Origin of the sequence: Glutamicibacter sp. Je.9.36 (assembly GCF_051129975.1) — a bacterium.
Taxonomy (GTDB): domain Bacteria; phylum Actinomycetota; class Actinomycetes; order Actinomycetales; family Micrococcaceae; genus Glutamicibacter.
In genome coordinates this window covers 39,784-54,646 of record NZ_JBCPSN010000006.1, presented here as the reverse complement: position 1 = coordinate 54,646, position 14,863 = coordinate 39,784, and the positions used below count along the sequence as shown (strand labels likewise).

The following is a 14,863-nucleotide window of genomic DNA, read 5'->3' as shown; positions in this document are numbered from 1 at the left end:
GCCGTAACACTGCGCATAGCGGCCTGCTACTTCTTTGGTTTGCGTGGAGCATAGATGTCGACGTAGCTCTGACCTGACAGGACATTGATTGCCTTGCGGATTTCGTCGGCACAAGCGCGAAGCGTTTCAGGATTCGCGGCCCTGCCGTTCAGGTGCTCGAAGGTCAGCGGCTTGCCGATCTTGATCCCGATCCGGCCCGGATGCGGCAGGCTTTGGCCGATGGGCTGGACCTTGTCGGTGCCAATCATTGCAATTGGTATTACCGGGGCACCGGTTTCCAGGGCGAGCTTTGCGACGCCGAGCTTGGCCCGGTACAACCGTCCATCCGGTGAACGGGTGCCTTCCGGATAGATGCCCAGCACCTGGCCCTGCGCCAGAGCGTTCTTGGCACTGGCCAGCGAAGCAGCCGATTTCTGCCCGCCTGAACGGTCCATGGGCAGCTGGTTGATATTGCGGAAGAACCACGCGGTGATCCGGCCCTTGATGCCCTTGCCGTTGAAGTACTCGTCCTTAGCCAGGAAGATCACGGTACGATCCAGCGCCGCTGGGAGGAACACCGAGTCGCTCACCGACAGGTGGTTGGAAGCCAAGATCGCCGCACCGGTTTCAGGCACATTGCCGATGCCCTGGATCTTGACGCGGAAGAAAATTCGTATTAGCGGCCGGACAGCGAAACGCTTGAGGAAGTCGTACAGCACAGCGGGAAAATTCCTTCTTCTAGTTGACCAGCTACGCGGGAAGAGAAACCGCGACCTTACTGGTCGAAGCGCACTCCGCACCCTTCAATTGTGCACTACGCTCGAAGGTGAAGGCAGAAATCCGGAGGGTTCACGATGAAACTTGATGCAGGCAATACTCCGCTGGACGAGCGCAAACGTCCATGTGCAGTACTTTTGATCCACGGTTTTACCGGCTCCGCTGTTTCCCTGCAGCCATGGGCGGATTCCTTGGAGCAGGCCGGATTCGACACGGACATTCCCCTTTTGCCCGGGCACGGAACGCAATGGCAGGACATGGTCGGTCGAGGTTATGGCCAGTGGATCCACGCTACCGAAGCCGCTTTTGACAGGCTCGCGCGCACGCACGAGCAGGTATTCGCCGCTGGCCTTTCCATGGGCGGCGCCCTGGCCCTGCATCTGGCGACCCGTCGCAATGTAGCCGGTGTTTCGCTGGTCAATCCGGGCCTGGTCGTGGACTCCCCCTTGGCCCCCTATACTCCTTGGCTCAAGCATGTAGTGCGCAGCGTTGCCCCAATCAGCAATGACATCGCCAAGCGCGGCGTCGATGAAGGAGCTTACCCGCGCACCCCGGTAGCAGCCGTAGCCGAACTCCGTTCGCTCTTTGCCCAGACCCGCCGGCGCTTGGAGCTGGTGAACGCCCCGGTGCAGCTCTTCCGTTCCACCGTCGACAACGTAGTCTCAGAGCAGTCGGTGCGCGAGCTGGTCGAGGGCCTGAACTCGGGCACCCTGGCCGAGCACCACATGCTCTTGCACTCCAAGCACGTAGCCACCCTGGACTACGATGCGGAGCAGATTTTCCACGAATCCGCTCGCTTCTTCGCGCAGCTGGCCGCCACGGAACGGAAGCGCAAGGAGGAGCGCGCATGAATCCGGAAGATGCCCATCCTTCAAACCAGAATGATCCGCAGTGGGATGAGCTAGTCGAGAATTTCCGCCAGCTTGATGCCTCGGCACCCCGCGAACCCAGCGCCGACGAGCGCGCGGCGAAACTGGAGAAGCTCTTCAACACCGGGCCTGCCGCGGTTCGCGGACCGCGCGACTATGTTGCTGAGCAGACGCCGGAAGAGTTCGTTCCAGAAGAACCCGCCGCGCTGGGTTCGGGTGATCCGATGCTGAACCTCGCCTGGGTTGGCGCCGCTGGCGGTCCGCTTGGGTTGCTGCTGTGCGTGGTGTTTTTCCGCTCAGCTCCGGTGTTCATCTATTTCGGGCTGGCACTCGCCGCCCTGCTCGGAATCGCCTACTTGCTCAAACGTCTTCCCACTGACCGCGATCCGGGAGATGATGGGGCTCAAGTATAGAAAACGGCTTTGAGTACACCACACGGTAGGTTACTCTATAGTAATAAATATGTGATGCGGATTACCCGCTATTGCTAATGGGGTCACACAGAGTTTCAGGAGTTGAAGACCAGATGCGCGAATACAGCTCGCCAATTCGCATTCATTCGCCACAGCAGTCGAATATTACAGATCTGCTATTACGCCACGCGAATTCAGCGGCCAACCCGGCATTGTTCTCAAAGCCGGGGACCGAGGGAACGTGGAATGATGTCACGGCATCGCAGTTCGCTGCCGACGCCCGGGCCATTGCGAAGGGGTTCATCGCCAATGGCATCGAAGCTGGCGACCGCATCGCGCTGATGGCCAAGACCCGCTACGAGTGGACGCTGGTTGACTTCGCCATCTGGTTCGCCGGCTGCGTCACCGTCCCCGTCTATGAAACGTCCTCCCCTAGCCAGGTTGCCTGGATCGTTTCCGATTCCGGTGCCAAGGCCGTCGTCGTTGAGGCCGCCGCCCAGGAAGCCGTGGTGCGCCGCGCCGCCCATCAGGAACAGCTCGACGGACTGGATCACGTCTGGCAGTTCGATGGCGGGCTGGAACAGCTCTCCGAAGATGGCCGGAACGTCGATGACCAGTTGCTCGAAGCCCGCCGTTCGGGCGCAGCATTGGATGACATCGCCACGATCATCTACACCTCGGGCACCACCGGCCGCCCCAAGGGCTGCGAGCTGACCCACGGCAACTTCGTGGAGCTGGCGGAGAACGCTGTGGCTACCTTGCCCGGCGCCGTTTACCCGGGCGCATCGACCATCATGTTCCTGCCGCTGGCTCACGTTTTCGCCCGCTTCATCTCGGTAGTCAACATTGCCGCTGGTTGCCGCACCGGGCACACCCCCGATGTCAAGCACCTGCTCGAGGACCTCCAGTCCTTCAAGCCGAACTTCATCCTCGCTGTGCCACGCGTCTTCGAGAAGGTCTACAACTCGGCAATGCTCAAGGCCGAGGATAGCGGCAAGGGCAAGATCTTCCACGCCGGCGTTGACGTTGCAGTGGCATACTCCCGCGCCAAGCAGGAGGGCAAGGTTCCGCTGGTGCTGAACCTGAAGCACAAGCTCTTCGACGCCCTGCTCTACCAGAAACTGCGCACCGCGATGGGTGGCAACATCCGCCATGCGGTCTCCGGCGGAGGTCCGCTGGGCGAGCGCCTGGGCCACTTCTTCAACGGCATCGGGGTGACCATTCTGGAAGGCTACGGCCTGACTGAAACCACCGCACCGATCACGGTGAACACCCTGGACCGGATCAAGATCGGCACCGTAGGCAAGCCGCTGCCGGGCAACGCCGTGCGCATCGCCGCGGACGGAGAGATCCTCACCAAGGGCATTTGCGTGATGCGCGGCTACCGCAACCGTCCAGAGCTGCAGGATGAGACCTTCACCGATGGCTGGTTCCGCACCGGGGATATCGGCGAACTCGACGCCGACGGATTCCTGAGGATCACCGGGCGCAAGAAGGAAATCATCGTCACCGCCAGCGGCAAGAACGTGGTTCCTGCACTGCTTGAGGACCAGATCCGCGCCGACGCGCTGGTTTCCCAGTGCGTGGTCATCGGCGAGGGCCGCTCGTTCATTGCGGCCCTGGTGACCTTGGATCCAGAAGCCCTGCCAGGTTGGCTGGCCCGTCACCAGATGGACCAGAACCTGTCGCTGGACGAGCTATCGACCCATCCAAAGGTGCTCGAAACCGTGCAGGCGGTCATCGACAAGGCCAACACCTCGGTATCCAAGGCCGAGGCGATCAAGTCCTTCCGCGTTGTGCCTGCTGACTTCACCGAGGAAACCGGTCATTTGACTCCCTCGATGAAGATCAAGCGTGCAGTAGTGCTCAAGGACTACGAGGCCGTGATCGAAGGCATCTACTCGGCGCCCAAGCCGACAGCATAGTCCATCACTGCATTAGCCAGCTCCCACGATTCGCGAGCTGAAGCGGCCCAAGGCAACTTGAGGCCGCTTTGCTGTGTTCGGGCATAGTAGCTGCGCGGCAATACCACGCGGCTGAATGCCTGGGTGGCGTGATTCTGGTGCTCGTGGCCAAGCACCGCGTAGATCAGGTTCCCAGCCAGGTCCTTGCGGCCATTGGCCAGCAGCCATTCGACCAATTCCATGAGCCGGTCTTCCGAGTCGGCACTGGTATCGCCCACAACCACCAACACGTTGGTGCCGGTGAATTTGCCGTCCATCACCGATTGCACGCGCTGCGGTCCGGCCGTGGCCACCTGGGCCTTGCAATCCAATTCACCGAATTGCTCGGCCAGGTGCTCTGCGATTTCGCAGAACGGAAGATGCGTGTCGAGGGTGAAGACCAGTACCGTGATCGGCTGGCCCTTGGATCCCAGCTCGGCAACCTGCTGCCTCAGCCGGGCGGGCACAGCCCCGGGCGTCATCTTGCTTGGGCGCATCACAGCTCCTTCTGCTTTGTGGTTAGCACGATTAGTTGGCAGAGCGCAGGGGCCCGCAACCTTGGTCACGAGCCCCCTGTGCTCTGGGTACTGCGGATGCTACTTGGGTTCGATCACCAGCAGCAGATCGCCACCCTGTACCTGGCTGGTGCCATTCAGGGTTACCTGGCTGACCACGCCGCCCGCGTTGGCGGTGATGCCCGCTTCCATCTTCATTGCCTCGATGGTGGCCACGGACTGGCCGGCCTCGATCAGGTCGCCGACCTTGACGTTCACAGTCACCGCTCCCGCGAAGGGTGCAGCGACGTGGCCGTTGTTGTTCGGATCGGCCTTCGGCGCGGACTTCACGGTGGATTCTACCGATTCGTCGCGGACCTTGAGCTGGCGGGACTGGCCGTTGAGGTTGACCACGACGGTGCGCAGGCCCTTCTCGTCGGCTTCCGATACCGATACCAGCCTGACCAGAAGGCGAACACCGGTACCCAGCGAAATGACATGCTCGAAGCCTGGAACCAGGCCGTAGAGGTAGTCGCGGGTGTGCAGGACGGACAAATCGCCGTAGTTCTCCACCGACTTCTCGAAGTCACGGGTTGGGCCAGCGAAGAGCAACCGGTTCAGGGTACCGCGAATCGTGTCCGAATCCGCCTGCAGCGCTGCCAGGTCCTCTGCCGAGAGGTCCTCGACATGGGCCTTGACATTGCGTCCCTGCAACGCCTTGGTGCGGAACGGTTCCGGCCAGCCGCCTGGAGGGTTGCCCAGCTCGCCCGAGAGGAACTGGATGACCGAATCCGGGATGTCGTAGTTCTGCGGGTTCGCTTCGAAGTCCGCGGCTGGGACTCCGGAACCCACCAGCTGCAAGGCCAGGTCGCCGACGACCTTGGACGATGGAGTCACCTTGACCACATTGCCGAGCATATCGTTGACCGAGGCGTACATCGACTCGATGGCTTCGAAACGCTCGCCCAGGCCCAAGGCAATGGCCTGCTGGCGCAGGTTCGAAAGCTGGCCGCCCGGAATCTCGTGCTGGTAGACACGGCCGGTTGGCGCTGGCAGTCCGGATTCGAAGGGCTTGTACATGGCGCGCACTGCTTCCCAGTACGGTTCCAGCGACGCCACGGCATCCAGTGACAGGCCGGGATCACGCTCGGTGAATTCCAGTGCTGCGACCAGTGCAGAGGCCGATGGCTGCGAGGTGGTGCCCGCCATGGCCGCGCTGGCCACGTCGACGGCGTCCACACCGGCGTCGATGGCAGCCATCAACGTCGCCAGCTGCCCGCCGGAGGTGTCGTGGGTGTGCAGGTGCACCGGCAGATCGAAGCGTTCGCGCAGGGCCGTGACCAGCTTGGTTGCTGCCGCTGGGCGCAGCAGGCCGGCCATGTCCTTGATTGCAAGGATATGCGCGCCAGCGTCGACGATCTGCTGTGCCAGCTCCAGGTAGTAGTCCAGCGTGTACAGCTTCTCGTTGGCATCCAGCAGGTTGCCGGTGTAGCACAGGGCCACTTCGGCGACAGCGGTGCCGGTGTCGCGTACCGCCTTGATGGCCGGAGCCATCTGCGAAACATCGTTCAGCGCATCGAAGATGCGGAAGATGTCGATGCCGGCGGACGCGGCTTCCTTCACGAAAGCGTCGGTGACCTCGGTTGGGTATGGAGTGTAGCCCACGGTGTTGCGGCCGCGCAGCAGCATCTGCAACGGGATGTTCGGCAGCTCCGCACGCAGCAGCTCCAGGCGCTTCCAGGGATCTTCGCCCAGGAATCGCAGGGACACATCGTAGGTGGCACCGCCCCAGACTTCCATGGAGAACAGCTGCGGGACGTTGTGCGCGTAGGCCGGTGCTGCCGCGAGCAGGTCGCGGGTGCGGACGCGGGTGGCCAGCAGCGACTGGTGCGCATCGCGGAAGGTGGTATCGGTGATACCCACCGCCTTCGACTCGCGCAGGGCCTTGGCGAATCCTTCCGGACCGAGATCCAGCAGCTTCTGGCGCCAGCCATCGGCCGGCACGGCGGACTTGGAGGGGCCATCGAATGGCGAACGCTCTGGCTCGTCGGTCTTGTCACCCGGGAAAGCAGGAAGCTTCTTGCGCGGGTCGATGCCCTCGACACGGCTGCCATTTGGCTGGTTCACCGTGACATGGGCCAGGAAGTTCAGCGCCTTGGTACCGCGGTCCTGGGATTCATTGCCGGTGAGCAGATCCGGGCGGGAGTCGATGAAGTCGGTAGCGACATCACCGGCCAGGAACTGCGGATCACTGAGCACATTCTGGATGAACGGGATGTTGGTGGCCACACCGCGCACGCGGAACTCGGCCAGCGCACGGCGGGCGCGAGCCACAGCCGTCTGGTAGTCACGGCCACGGCAAGTGAGCTTGACCAGCATCGAGTCGAAGTGCGGGGACACCTCGGCGCCGGTGTAGATCGTGCCGCCATCCAGGCGGACACCCGAGCCGCCGGCGGAGCGGTAGACGGTAATGGTTCCAACATCCGGACGGAAGCCATTGGCTGGATCTTCGGTGGTGATGCGGGACTGCAAGGCCCAGCCACGCACCTGGATGGTGTCCTGGCTGATTTCCAGATCCTTCAGCGACTCGCCAGCAGCGATGCGCATCTGCGCCTGCACCAGGTCGATGTCGGTAACCTCTTCGGTCACCGTGTGCTCAACCTGGATGCGCGGGTTCATTTCAATGAATACGTGCTGCCCGGCGCGGTCGCCCACGGTATCAACGAGGAATTCGACGGTGCCTGCGTTCTGGTAGCCCAGGGTCTGCGCGAACTTCACGGCGTCCCGGAACAGCGCCTGGCGAATCGATTCGTCCAGGTTCGGCGCTGGAGCGATTTCGACAACCTTCTGGTGGCGGCGCTGCAGCGAGCAGTCGCGCTCATGCAAGTGGACAATGTTGCCCTGCTCGTCGGCGAGGATCTGCACCTCGATGTGGCGCGGACGCAGCACTGCTTGTTCCAGGAAAACGGTGGGGTCCCCGAAGGCGGTGCCTGCTTCGCGCATTGCCGCGCCCATCAGCTCCGGCAGGTCTTCGCGCTTGTCGACACGGCGCATGCCGCGACCGCCGCCGCCGGCTACAGCCTTGACGAAGATCGGGAAGCCGATGCGATCGGCCTCGGCAATCAGGTAATCAACATCATCGCTTGGCTCGGAGGATTCCAGTACCGGAATGCCTGCCTCGCGAGCGGCCTTCAGCGCCGCTACCTTATTGCCGGCCAGTTCAAGTACGTCCGCCTTTGGACCGATGAACTTGATGCCTGCTGCTTCGGCAGCTCGTGCGAGGTCAGGATTTTCCGAGAGGAAGCCATAGCCCGGGTAGATTGCATCCGCGCCGGCTTCTTTGGCAACGCGGATAATCTCGTCGATATCCAGGTAGGCGCGGACCGGATGGCCCTCTTCGCCGATCTGGTAGGCCTCTGCGGCCTTCTGGCGGTGGATCGAATTGCGATCCTCATGTGGGTAGACAGCAACGGTCTTTGCGCCCAGCTCGTAGCCGGCGCGGAAAGCGCGAATCGCAATCTCACCGCGGTTGGCGACCAAGATCTTTTCAAACATAGTGTCCCTACATCGAATCTGTACACGCTGGTTCAACGGCACAATCAGGACTGTTCCCCTCAGGTGCAGGCCCGCCATCCCAGCGTGTCGGGTCTCGAAAAGCAGCTAGCATTTGCCACTTCTGTGAAACACACTACACGGGGATTCTCCCGAACGTCCAAACATTTCGCCTTGTGGTCAGACCACATGAAATAATTGGATCTTTGAAGTTTTAATCACTAACTTGTGCCTAATGGCAAAAACTGACGTTGCAAAGTCGGAGAAACACGGCTCGGCACACTATGATGATGAGAGACTAAAAATTCGGTGGGACGTTTAAACTAACGAACAGTGAAAGGCGTGGTCTGGTCCGTGCACGTAGTGAGCATCAGCAGCCTCAAGGGTGGCGTAGGAAAAACCTCCGTGACACTCGGATTGGCTTCAGCAGCACTTGCCGCCGGCATTCCGACTCTCGTCATTGACCTGGATCCCCATGCGGATGCCAGCACTGGCCTTGGAGTCCGGGCTAATGGGAAGCAGCCAATTGGGCAAATGCTCAAGAACGCTCGCCGCGCCCGCCTGCAAGATCAGGTTGTCGCCAGCGCTTGGCAGTCCAAGGCAGCAGAGAAGAAATCCCGTACCCGCATTCCAGTGCTCGATGTTGCCGTTGGCGACGCTTTCACCGGCATCTACGATCGACCAGATCTGCGGACCCGCGACCTGCGCCGCCTCTCCCAGCTCCTGAGCCGCACCAGCGGTTACCAGTTGGTTCTCATCGACTGCCCGCCATCGCTGAACGGCTTGACCCGCATGGCATGGAGCGCTTCGGATCAGCTCGTGCTAGTGGCAGAACCCAGCCTGTTCTCCGTGGCCGGCACCGAGCGCACCCAGCGCGCATTGGAACTCTTCCGCCGTGAATTCGCTCCCTCCCTGGGACCGGTACGCGTTGTCGCCAACCGCGTCCGCAAGGACTCCGCGGAGCATACCTTCCGTTTGGGCGAAATGCGCCAGATGTTCGGCGACTCCATGGTCAAGCCCGAGATTCCCGAACACCCGGAATGGCAGCAGATCCAAGGTGCCGCGTACTCGGTGCACCAGTGGCCTTCCAAAGCTACCGCTCCGATGCTGGCGCAGTTCGACGCGTTGCTCAAGGAAGTCATGTCCGCAGCAGGCCCGAACAACACCTAGGCCCGGATACGGATAGCAGCTTAAGCAATTGACCGGATCTTCCTTGAAAGAAGATCCGGTCAATTGCTTAAGCTGTTGAATTATCTGCCGGCCCTAGCCGACGTTGCGCGCCGCCTTGGCAGCCCGACGGGCAGCCAATTCATCTTCTGGCAGGGTCTGCTGCACCGAGCTCTCTGAAGGCAGCTGGGCAAGGGAACCTTCCACTTCGCGCCAAACACGGCCTACGGCGATGCCGAATACGCCCTGGCCCTTCTGGACAAGGTCAATGACCTCATCGGCGCTGGTGCATTCGTAGACCGAAGCTCCATCGCTCATCAACGTGATCTGGGCAAGGTCCTCAACACCGCGTTCACGCAGGTGCAAAACGGCCGAACGGATCTGCTGCAGGGATACTCCGGTGTCCAGCAGCCGCTTGACAACCTTGAGCACGAGGATATCCCGGAATGAATAGAGGCGGTGGCTGCCGGAGCCCTTGGCTCCGCGCACTGCCGGCTCTACCAGGCCAGTACGTGCCCAGTAGTCGAGTTGGCGGTAGGTAATGCCGGCTGCCTTGCACACAATTGGACCGCGGTAGCCGGCATGTTCATCCAGCTCAGGCAGGTCATCGGTGAAGAGCAATCCTTGGGTGCTGGATTGCTTGTTGCCACCGTCGACCCCATAGTGAGGCCCAGTCTGGCGAGACTCCATCCAATTGCTCCTTGCGTGTCAGCACGTTCCTAAACGAGTATCCAGGGACCGAATGAGAACCGCGCAGATGCGAGTGATGACCATCAAAAAACAGCTCTTTTTAAATGTCCCTATGCAAAGACGGTACGGCGATATCGACTAATGGTCAAAGACCTTCAAGCTTAACTTTAAGGCGTGTCGCGCAGGCTTGGGGAATTACCCAATTCAAGGCCAATATTCCACTGAAACCAAACGCGCGATATCTACGAAGAAAAATCTTCTGGATCAATATTGTCCAAGAATTCACGGAATTCGCGCAACTGCTCTTCGGGTGCTTCTTCGCCGCCAGTCTCATTCTCGATGGCCACGCCAGCTTCTTCCAGGACGTGCTCGGCGCACATGATCGGGCACTGGGCGCGCACGGCGAGGGCGACGGCATCCGAGGAACGGGAATCTACGCGTTTGCCGTTGGAAAGGACAAGCTCCGCGACGAACACGGCATTGTTCACCGAGACTATTTCGATCCGCTCAAGCTTCACACCCATGCTTTCGATGACGCTGAGCAGCAGATCATGGGTCATCGGCCGAGGCGGAGTGAGTCCTTGTTCAGACATTGCGATGGCCGAGGCTTCGGGCGCACCTATCCACAGCGGAAGGTAGAGATTACGCTCAGGGTATTTGAGCAGCAACAGCGGCTGATTCGCCGGCAGTTGAATACGGATTCCGGCAAACTCCAGTTCCAGCATGCTAGCCCCTTAGAGTTGTTGTTGCCTGTTCGAATTCAGCCTAGCGATCCAGTTGGGAAATAGCACGTTGCACCAGGGCCTCGTGAATTTCCAGGCACTGGCGCGAGATTTCCTGGGCCTCTTCCGCAGCGCGGGCACGAGCGGAGACTTCAGGCTTCTTCAGTTCGTTGCCGACAATCGATTCAATCAGCGAGAACTCGCGATCAGCCGCGGTACGGAACTGCCGCAGGTGGCGAGGTTCAACGCCATGGCCCGCCAGCTGAACGGCCGATTTGGTGACCTTGATGCTGCTGGCGTCGAACAGGCCAGCAACCGGTTCGATCAAGCCGAACTTTATCAATTCGCCAACGAGCTCCTCGCTGGCACCGGTCAGCCCCTGCAGTTCAGCCAAGGACACCGAACGGGTCTTGCGCTCCACGGCCTCAGCCATGTCATCGTTGACCGCCTGTGGCGCCACCGGGGCTCCCCCAGGCAATGCTGCTGGCGCTTCACCGCGATCCACCGAGTCGAGATGGTCCTTGATGACCTTCAACGGCAGGTACTGGTCGCGCTGAACCGAAAGGATGAAACGCAAGCGGCTCACATCCGACGCGGAGTACTTTCGATATCCAGCGGAGGTGCGTTGCGGGATGATCAGTCCCTTGTCTTCCAGGAAGCGGATCTTGGACGCAGTGACACGTGGGAACTCATCCTTGAGTTCCGAGAGCACCTCGCCGATATTCAGCGCGGCCTGCCGGACGGTCTCGTGGCGTTGAGCCTCGAGACGTGGGCTACGGGCTGCGTCAAAGATCGGCAAAGGGTCTACACCTCGGATGTATGGATATGTCGGCGTGCCAGACGCCGGCGGACAAAACCTCGAACTCTACTAGTTTAAAGGTTCGGAACGCTTTGGTAGAAATTCAGGCGGAATTTGCCGATCTGAACCTGAACACCAGTGCTCAACGGGATCTCGTCGATACGGTCGCCGTTGATGTAGGTACCATTCAGCGATCCGATGTCGCTGAGCGTGAACCTCGCGTCCGTTCGGGAGAACTTGGCATGCCGACGCGAAACGGTCACATCGTCCAGGAAGATATCCGCGTTTGGATGGCGGCCTGCGATGCTCTCGTCGGTGTCCAGCAAGAAGCGTGCGCCCTTGTTTGGTCCGGAATGGGCAATCAGCAGCGCAGAACCAGCTGGCAGGGCGTTAACTGCGTTTTTCTCATCCTCACTCAGGGTGTAGATGACCGAAGGTTCAGCACCCTTGTGCACCGCAGGAAGAGCGATATTGGTCGTCTCAGAGGCAGACTCGTTGTGCGGGTCAACCGGCCGATGTTCCGACATTATGGGGTCCTCCAGAAAATTCTGTTAACAGTTCGTGCGTGACGACCTTGAGTTCTGTGTTGGCACAGTCAGTAATACCAAACTATTTACAGATTAGCCTACTCACTGCCCAACTGATAACAGAAAAGTACATATTTTCCGCTGCAAGGGATTGCCAGTGTGGCAAGATGCAAAGAGAGACGATGATGCCTTGGCAGCGCCTGCACTTCGATCCTTTCCCACAGATGGAGGCGATGCAAGGAGAAATCAGGAACTTTCAGGTGAATCATGACGAAGATACTTCTCAAACGCGCGTACACCGCGCCCAGCGTCGAGGACGGCTACAGGATCCTGGTTGACAGGCTCTGGCCGCGCGGGAAGAGCAAGGCTGCCCTTCAGCTGGATCACTGGGCCAAGGCCTTGGCACCGAGCACCGGGCTTCGCAAAGGCTGGGATCACGATGCCGACCGCTTTGGCGAATTTGCGCAGCACTATCGCACAGAGCTAGATCAGAACCCTGCTGTCGATGGCTTCCTGGAAGTACTGGACCAGCATCCCGTGGTCACTTTGGTCTACGGAGCAAAAAATGAGCAGGCTAATCATGCTGTGGTGTTGCGTGACTATCTGCTCGATCAGCTCTCTGGTCCGTAGGCGGCACGAAGCACACGCCGTCGGCACACACCATATCCGAATCGACCACCTGCTGAAGGTCAAAGCTGAATTCCTGGCTCACCGTGGCACCTTTCATCGAAGTCCTGTCCCTTGGTGGTTCAACCGCGTTGCGCCGAAAAATATTCCGCACTTCCACGCGACGCCCTGCGCAGGGAAACCGATGGCACCGCGAGATACTCGCGGTGCCATCGGTGATGTGTGGAGCGAGGGCGCTACCTAGTTCTGCTCCAGCAGGATCGGCTCGAAGAAACGGGCCAGCTCGTTGGCCGCATCCAAGGGCAGGATGCTGGCAACATACATATCCGGACGGACGATCACGATCGCGCCATCGCGGGAGATCTGGCGCTCCTCGAAGATGTCCGAGCCGTCCAATGCGGTGTAGACCTTCTCGTAATCCATCAGGCCGAATACGCCGGTGTCCGGACGGAACACCTTCGGCGCGTCATTCACGTTCATCGTGGTGTAGTCCTGCTGGTAGACCACCTTGACATCGAACAGCGCGTCGGCGTCGGCACCCTTCGGCGTGAAGCGAACCAGTGGCGAGCGCTCATTCTCCAGCAGCCAGCTCGACAAAGCGGCAATTTTCTGGGACTGTCCCACCGGCTGCTGATCAGCAAAGACGTAGATGCGGTAGCGGCCGTCGGCACGATGGTGGTGGCCCAGGTGCGTTGGGTTGGCATCGGCCAAGCGCATGACTTCCGAAGAGCGGAAGCGCTTGCCCACGGGGAATCCGGCGGCCAGCTCCTGGTGCTCCTTGCCGGCGACCAGCGCAGATGCCGCGTACTCGGTCATGAAGCCGGCAGGGAATTCGGCCGTGCGTACATAGAACTCGGCAACGCCTTCTTGGCCTTCAAGCTCCTTCGCAGTAGCAGCCATGATGGAGGACCACTTCTTGTCGAAGTCGATCAGGTCCTTGGCGATCACCTTGCGCTCGTCCGAGTAGGTGCGCAGCAGGCTTTCCGGAGCTTGGCCCGAGAGCACATAGCCGATCTTCCAGGCCAGGTTGAACCCGTCCTGCATGGATACGTTCATGCCTTGGCCGGCCTTGGCCGAGTGGGTGTGGCAGGCATCGCCGGTAATGAACACGCGCGGCTCGCGGGTACCGATCTCTTCAACCGGCACATCATCGAAGCGGTCAGCCAGCCGGTGGCCTACTTCGTAGACGCTGTGCCACGCGACGTCCTTGACCTCGAGGGTATAGGGATTCAAAATCGCCTTGGCGCGCTCGATGATTTCTTCCAGCGGAGTCTCGCGGACCTTGCCGTTATCCCCTTCCGGAACTTCACCCAGGTCGACGTAGAGGCGGAAGAGCTGCCCGCCTTCGCGCGGAATCAGCAGGATCGAACCAGCCTTGGAATGGATGGCGCACTTGGTGCGCACATCCGGGAAGTTGGTCAGGCCCAGGGTGTCCATGACGCCCCAAGCGTGATTGGCCTTGTCACCGGAGAGCTTCGCGCCGATCGAGCGGCGGACATTGCTTCTAGCCCCATCGGAACCGACCACGTACTTGGCACGCACTACACGCTCAATGCCGTCATTGCTCTCGCCGCAGCCGATCAGGGTGACCTTCACCGGGTACTCTTCGCCGTCTTCAACGACCAGTTCCTTGAAGTCCCACCCGTAGTCCGGGACGGTGCGAGCTGGGGAGTTCGCCGCGAAATCAGCGAAATAGTCGATAACGCGCGCCTGGTTGACCACGAGGTGCGGGAATTCGCTGACGCCGGTTGGATCATCGGCGGTGCGGTCGGTGCGGATGATCTGATCCGGGTTCTGCGGATCAGGGTTCCAGAAGGTGGTTTCCTTGATGATGTAGGCCTCGGCGGTGATGCGCTCGGCAAAACCGAAAGCCTGGAACGTCTCCACCGTGCGTGACTGGATCCCGTCGGCCTGGCCGATTTCCAGGCGGCCGGGGCGTCGATCGATGATGCGGGTGTGCACATCAGGGAACTGGGAAAGCTGGGCGGCGGTGATGATGCCTGCGGGACCGGCACCGACGATCAGCACATCCATGACATCGGGCATCTCCATGGGACGGTTTATGCCCACGCCAGCCGCTGGCTGCACTCGTGGATCGGCTGAAATGTATCCGTTGTGGTGAAACTGCACCGTTTCATCCCCCAATTCCCTGTGATGACCTCAGTCAATAAATATAATGTTCGATATTAGAACTGCATGATCTTTTATCGCACACTAATCATATACAATCTGTGAGCTCAGGCACAAGTTCACGCACGCTGCGCCGGCCACCCCTAAGCCGCAGATGGGCAGAAGCCCCGGCGC

Annotated in this window: 13 protein-coding genes; 5 read left to right on the top strand and 8 right to left on the bottom strand. The window is 60.4% G+C overall.

Annotated features, from left to right (window positions below):
* Positions 1 to 26 precede the first annotated feature (26 nt).
* Positions 27 to 698 carry a lysophospholipid acyltransferase family protein gene (locus tag AAZQ98_RS14580; protein ID WP_434693285.1) on the bottom strand — a complete coding sequence of 224 codons (672 nt, stop codon included), beginning with the start codon at positions 696 to 698 and terminating at the stop codon, positions 27 to 29.
* A gap of 135 nt (positions 699 to 833) precedes the next feature.
* Between AAZQ98_RS14580 and AAZQ98_RS14575 the strand changes: the two genes are divergently transcribed.
* From AAZQ98_RS14575 to AAZQ98_RS14565, 3 genes are all read left to right on the top strand, one after another.
* On the top strand, positions 834 to 1,607 hold the full coding sequence (locus AAZQ98_RS14575) for an alpha/beta hydrolase (RefSeq protein WP_434693282.1): 774 nt from the start codon (positions 834 to 836) through the stop codon (positions 1,605 to 1,607).
* Positions 1,604 to 2,038 (top strand): hypothetical protein, encoded by a 435-nt coding sequence (locus tag AAZQ98_RS14570; RefSeq protein ID WP_434693280.1) that lies wholly within the window; start codon positions 1,604 to 1,606, stop codon positions 2,036 to 2,038. The genes AAZQ98_RS14575 and AAZQ98_RS14570 overlap by 4 nt, the downstream gene beginning before the upstream one ends.
* 113 nt (positions 2,039 to 2,151) lie before the next feature.
* On the top strand, positions 2,152 to 3,963 hold the full coding sequence (locus AAZQ98_RS14565) for an AMP-dependent synthetase/ligase (RefSeq protein ID WP_434693278.1): 1,812 nt from the start codon (positions 2,152 to 2,154) through the stop codon (positions 3,961 to 3,963).
* On the opposite strand, the gene AAZQ98_RS14560 is transcribed toward AAZQ98_RS14565, so the two are convergent.
* Together AAZQ98_RS14560 and AAZQ98_RS14555 are read right to left on the bottom strand one after the other, a co-directional pair.
* Positions 3,936 to 4,478 (bottom strand): hypothetical protein, encoded by a 543-nt coding sequence (locus AAZQ98_RS14560; protein ID WP_434693276.1) that lies wholly within the window; start codon positions 4,476 to 4,478, stop codon positions 3,936 to 3,938. The two genes, AAZQ98_RS14565 and AAZQ98_RS14560, sit on opposite strands and share 28 nt — an antisense overlap.
* Positions 4,479 to 4,577: 99 nt before the next feature.
* Positions 4,578 to 8,030 (bottom strand): pyruvate carboxylase, encoded by a 3,453-nt coding sequence (locus AAZQ98_RS14555; protein ID WP_133834490.1) that lies wholly within the window; start codon positions 8,028 to 8,030, stop codon positions 4,578 to 4,580.
* A 351-nt stretch (positions 8,031 to 8,381) separates the two neighbouring features.
* Here AAZQ98_RS14555 and AAZQ98_RS14550 point away from each other — a divergent pair, with 351 nt between their 5' ends.
* A complete protein-coding gene (locus AAZQ98_RS14550; RefSeq protein ID WP_105659072.1) occupies positions 8,382 to 9,197 on the top strand; it encodes a ParA family protein in 816 nt (271 codons plus the stop codon).
* 93 nt (positions 9,198 to 9,290) lie between these two features.
* Here AAZQ98_RS14550 and AAZQ98_RS14545 read toward each other — a convergent pair whose 3' ends face one another.
* The 4 genes from AAZQ98_RS14545 to AAZQ98_RS14530 all read right to left on the bottom strand — a co-directional run bounded on the left by AAZQ98_RS14545 (position 9,291) and on the right by AAZQ98_RS14530 (position 11,932).
* The gene (locus tag AAZQ98_RS14545; protein ID WP_105659060.1) at positions 9,291 to 9,884 is read right to left on the bottom strand and encodes a MerR family transcriptional regulator; all 594 of its coding nucleotides are present in this window, start codon (positions 9,882 to 9,884) and stop codon (positions 9,291 to 9,293) included.
* A 242-nt stretch (positions 9,885 to 10,126) separates the two neighbouring features.
* Positions 10,127 to 10,609, bottom strand: a complete 483-nt coding sequence (locus AAZQ98_RS14540; protein ID WP_434693272.1) for a bifunctional nuclease family protein — start codon at positions 10,607 to 10,609, stop codon at positions 10,127 to 10,129.
* A gap of 40 nt (positions 10,610 to 10,649) precedes the next feature.
* Positions 10,650 to 11,405 (bottom strand): transcriptional regulator FtsR, encoded by a 756-nt coding sequence (gene ftsR, locus AAZQ98_RS14535; RefSeq protein ID WP_434693270.1) that lies wholly within the window; start codon positions 11,403 to 11,405, stop codon positions 10,650 to 10,652.
* Between the two features lie 74 nt (positions 11,406 to 11,479).
* Positions 11,480 to 11,932, bottom strand: a complete 453-nt coding sequence (locus AAZQ98_RS14530) for an FHA domain-containing protein (RefSeq protein ID WP_105659058.1) — start codon at positions 11,930 to 11,932, stop codon at positions 11,480 to 11,482.
* Between the two features lie 267 nt (positions 11,933 to 12,199).
* Here AAZQ98_RS14530 and AAZQ98_RS14525 point away from each other — a divergent pair, with 267 nt between their 5' ends.
* Positions 12,200 to 12,562: a DUF488 domain-containing protein gene (locus tag AAZQ98_RS14525; RefSeq protein ID WP_434693268.1), complete on the top strand. Its 363-nt coding sequence runs from the start codon at positions 12,200 to 12,202 to the stop codon at positions 12,560 to 12,562.
* Positions 12,563 to 12,799: 237 nt separating this feature from the next.
* Here AAZQ98_RS14525 and AAZQ98_RS14520 read toward each other — a convergent pair whose 3' ends face one another.
* A complete protein-coding gene (locus AAZQ98_RS14520) occupies positions 12,800 to 14,689 on the bottom strand; it encodes an FAD-binding monooxygenase (protein WP_332487301.1) in 1,890 nt (629 codons plus the stop codon).
* Between the last annotated feature and the right edge of the window lie 174 nt (positions 14,690 to 14,863).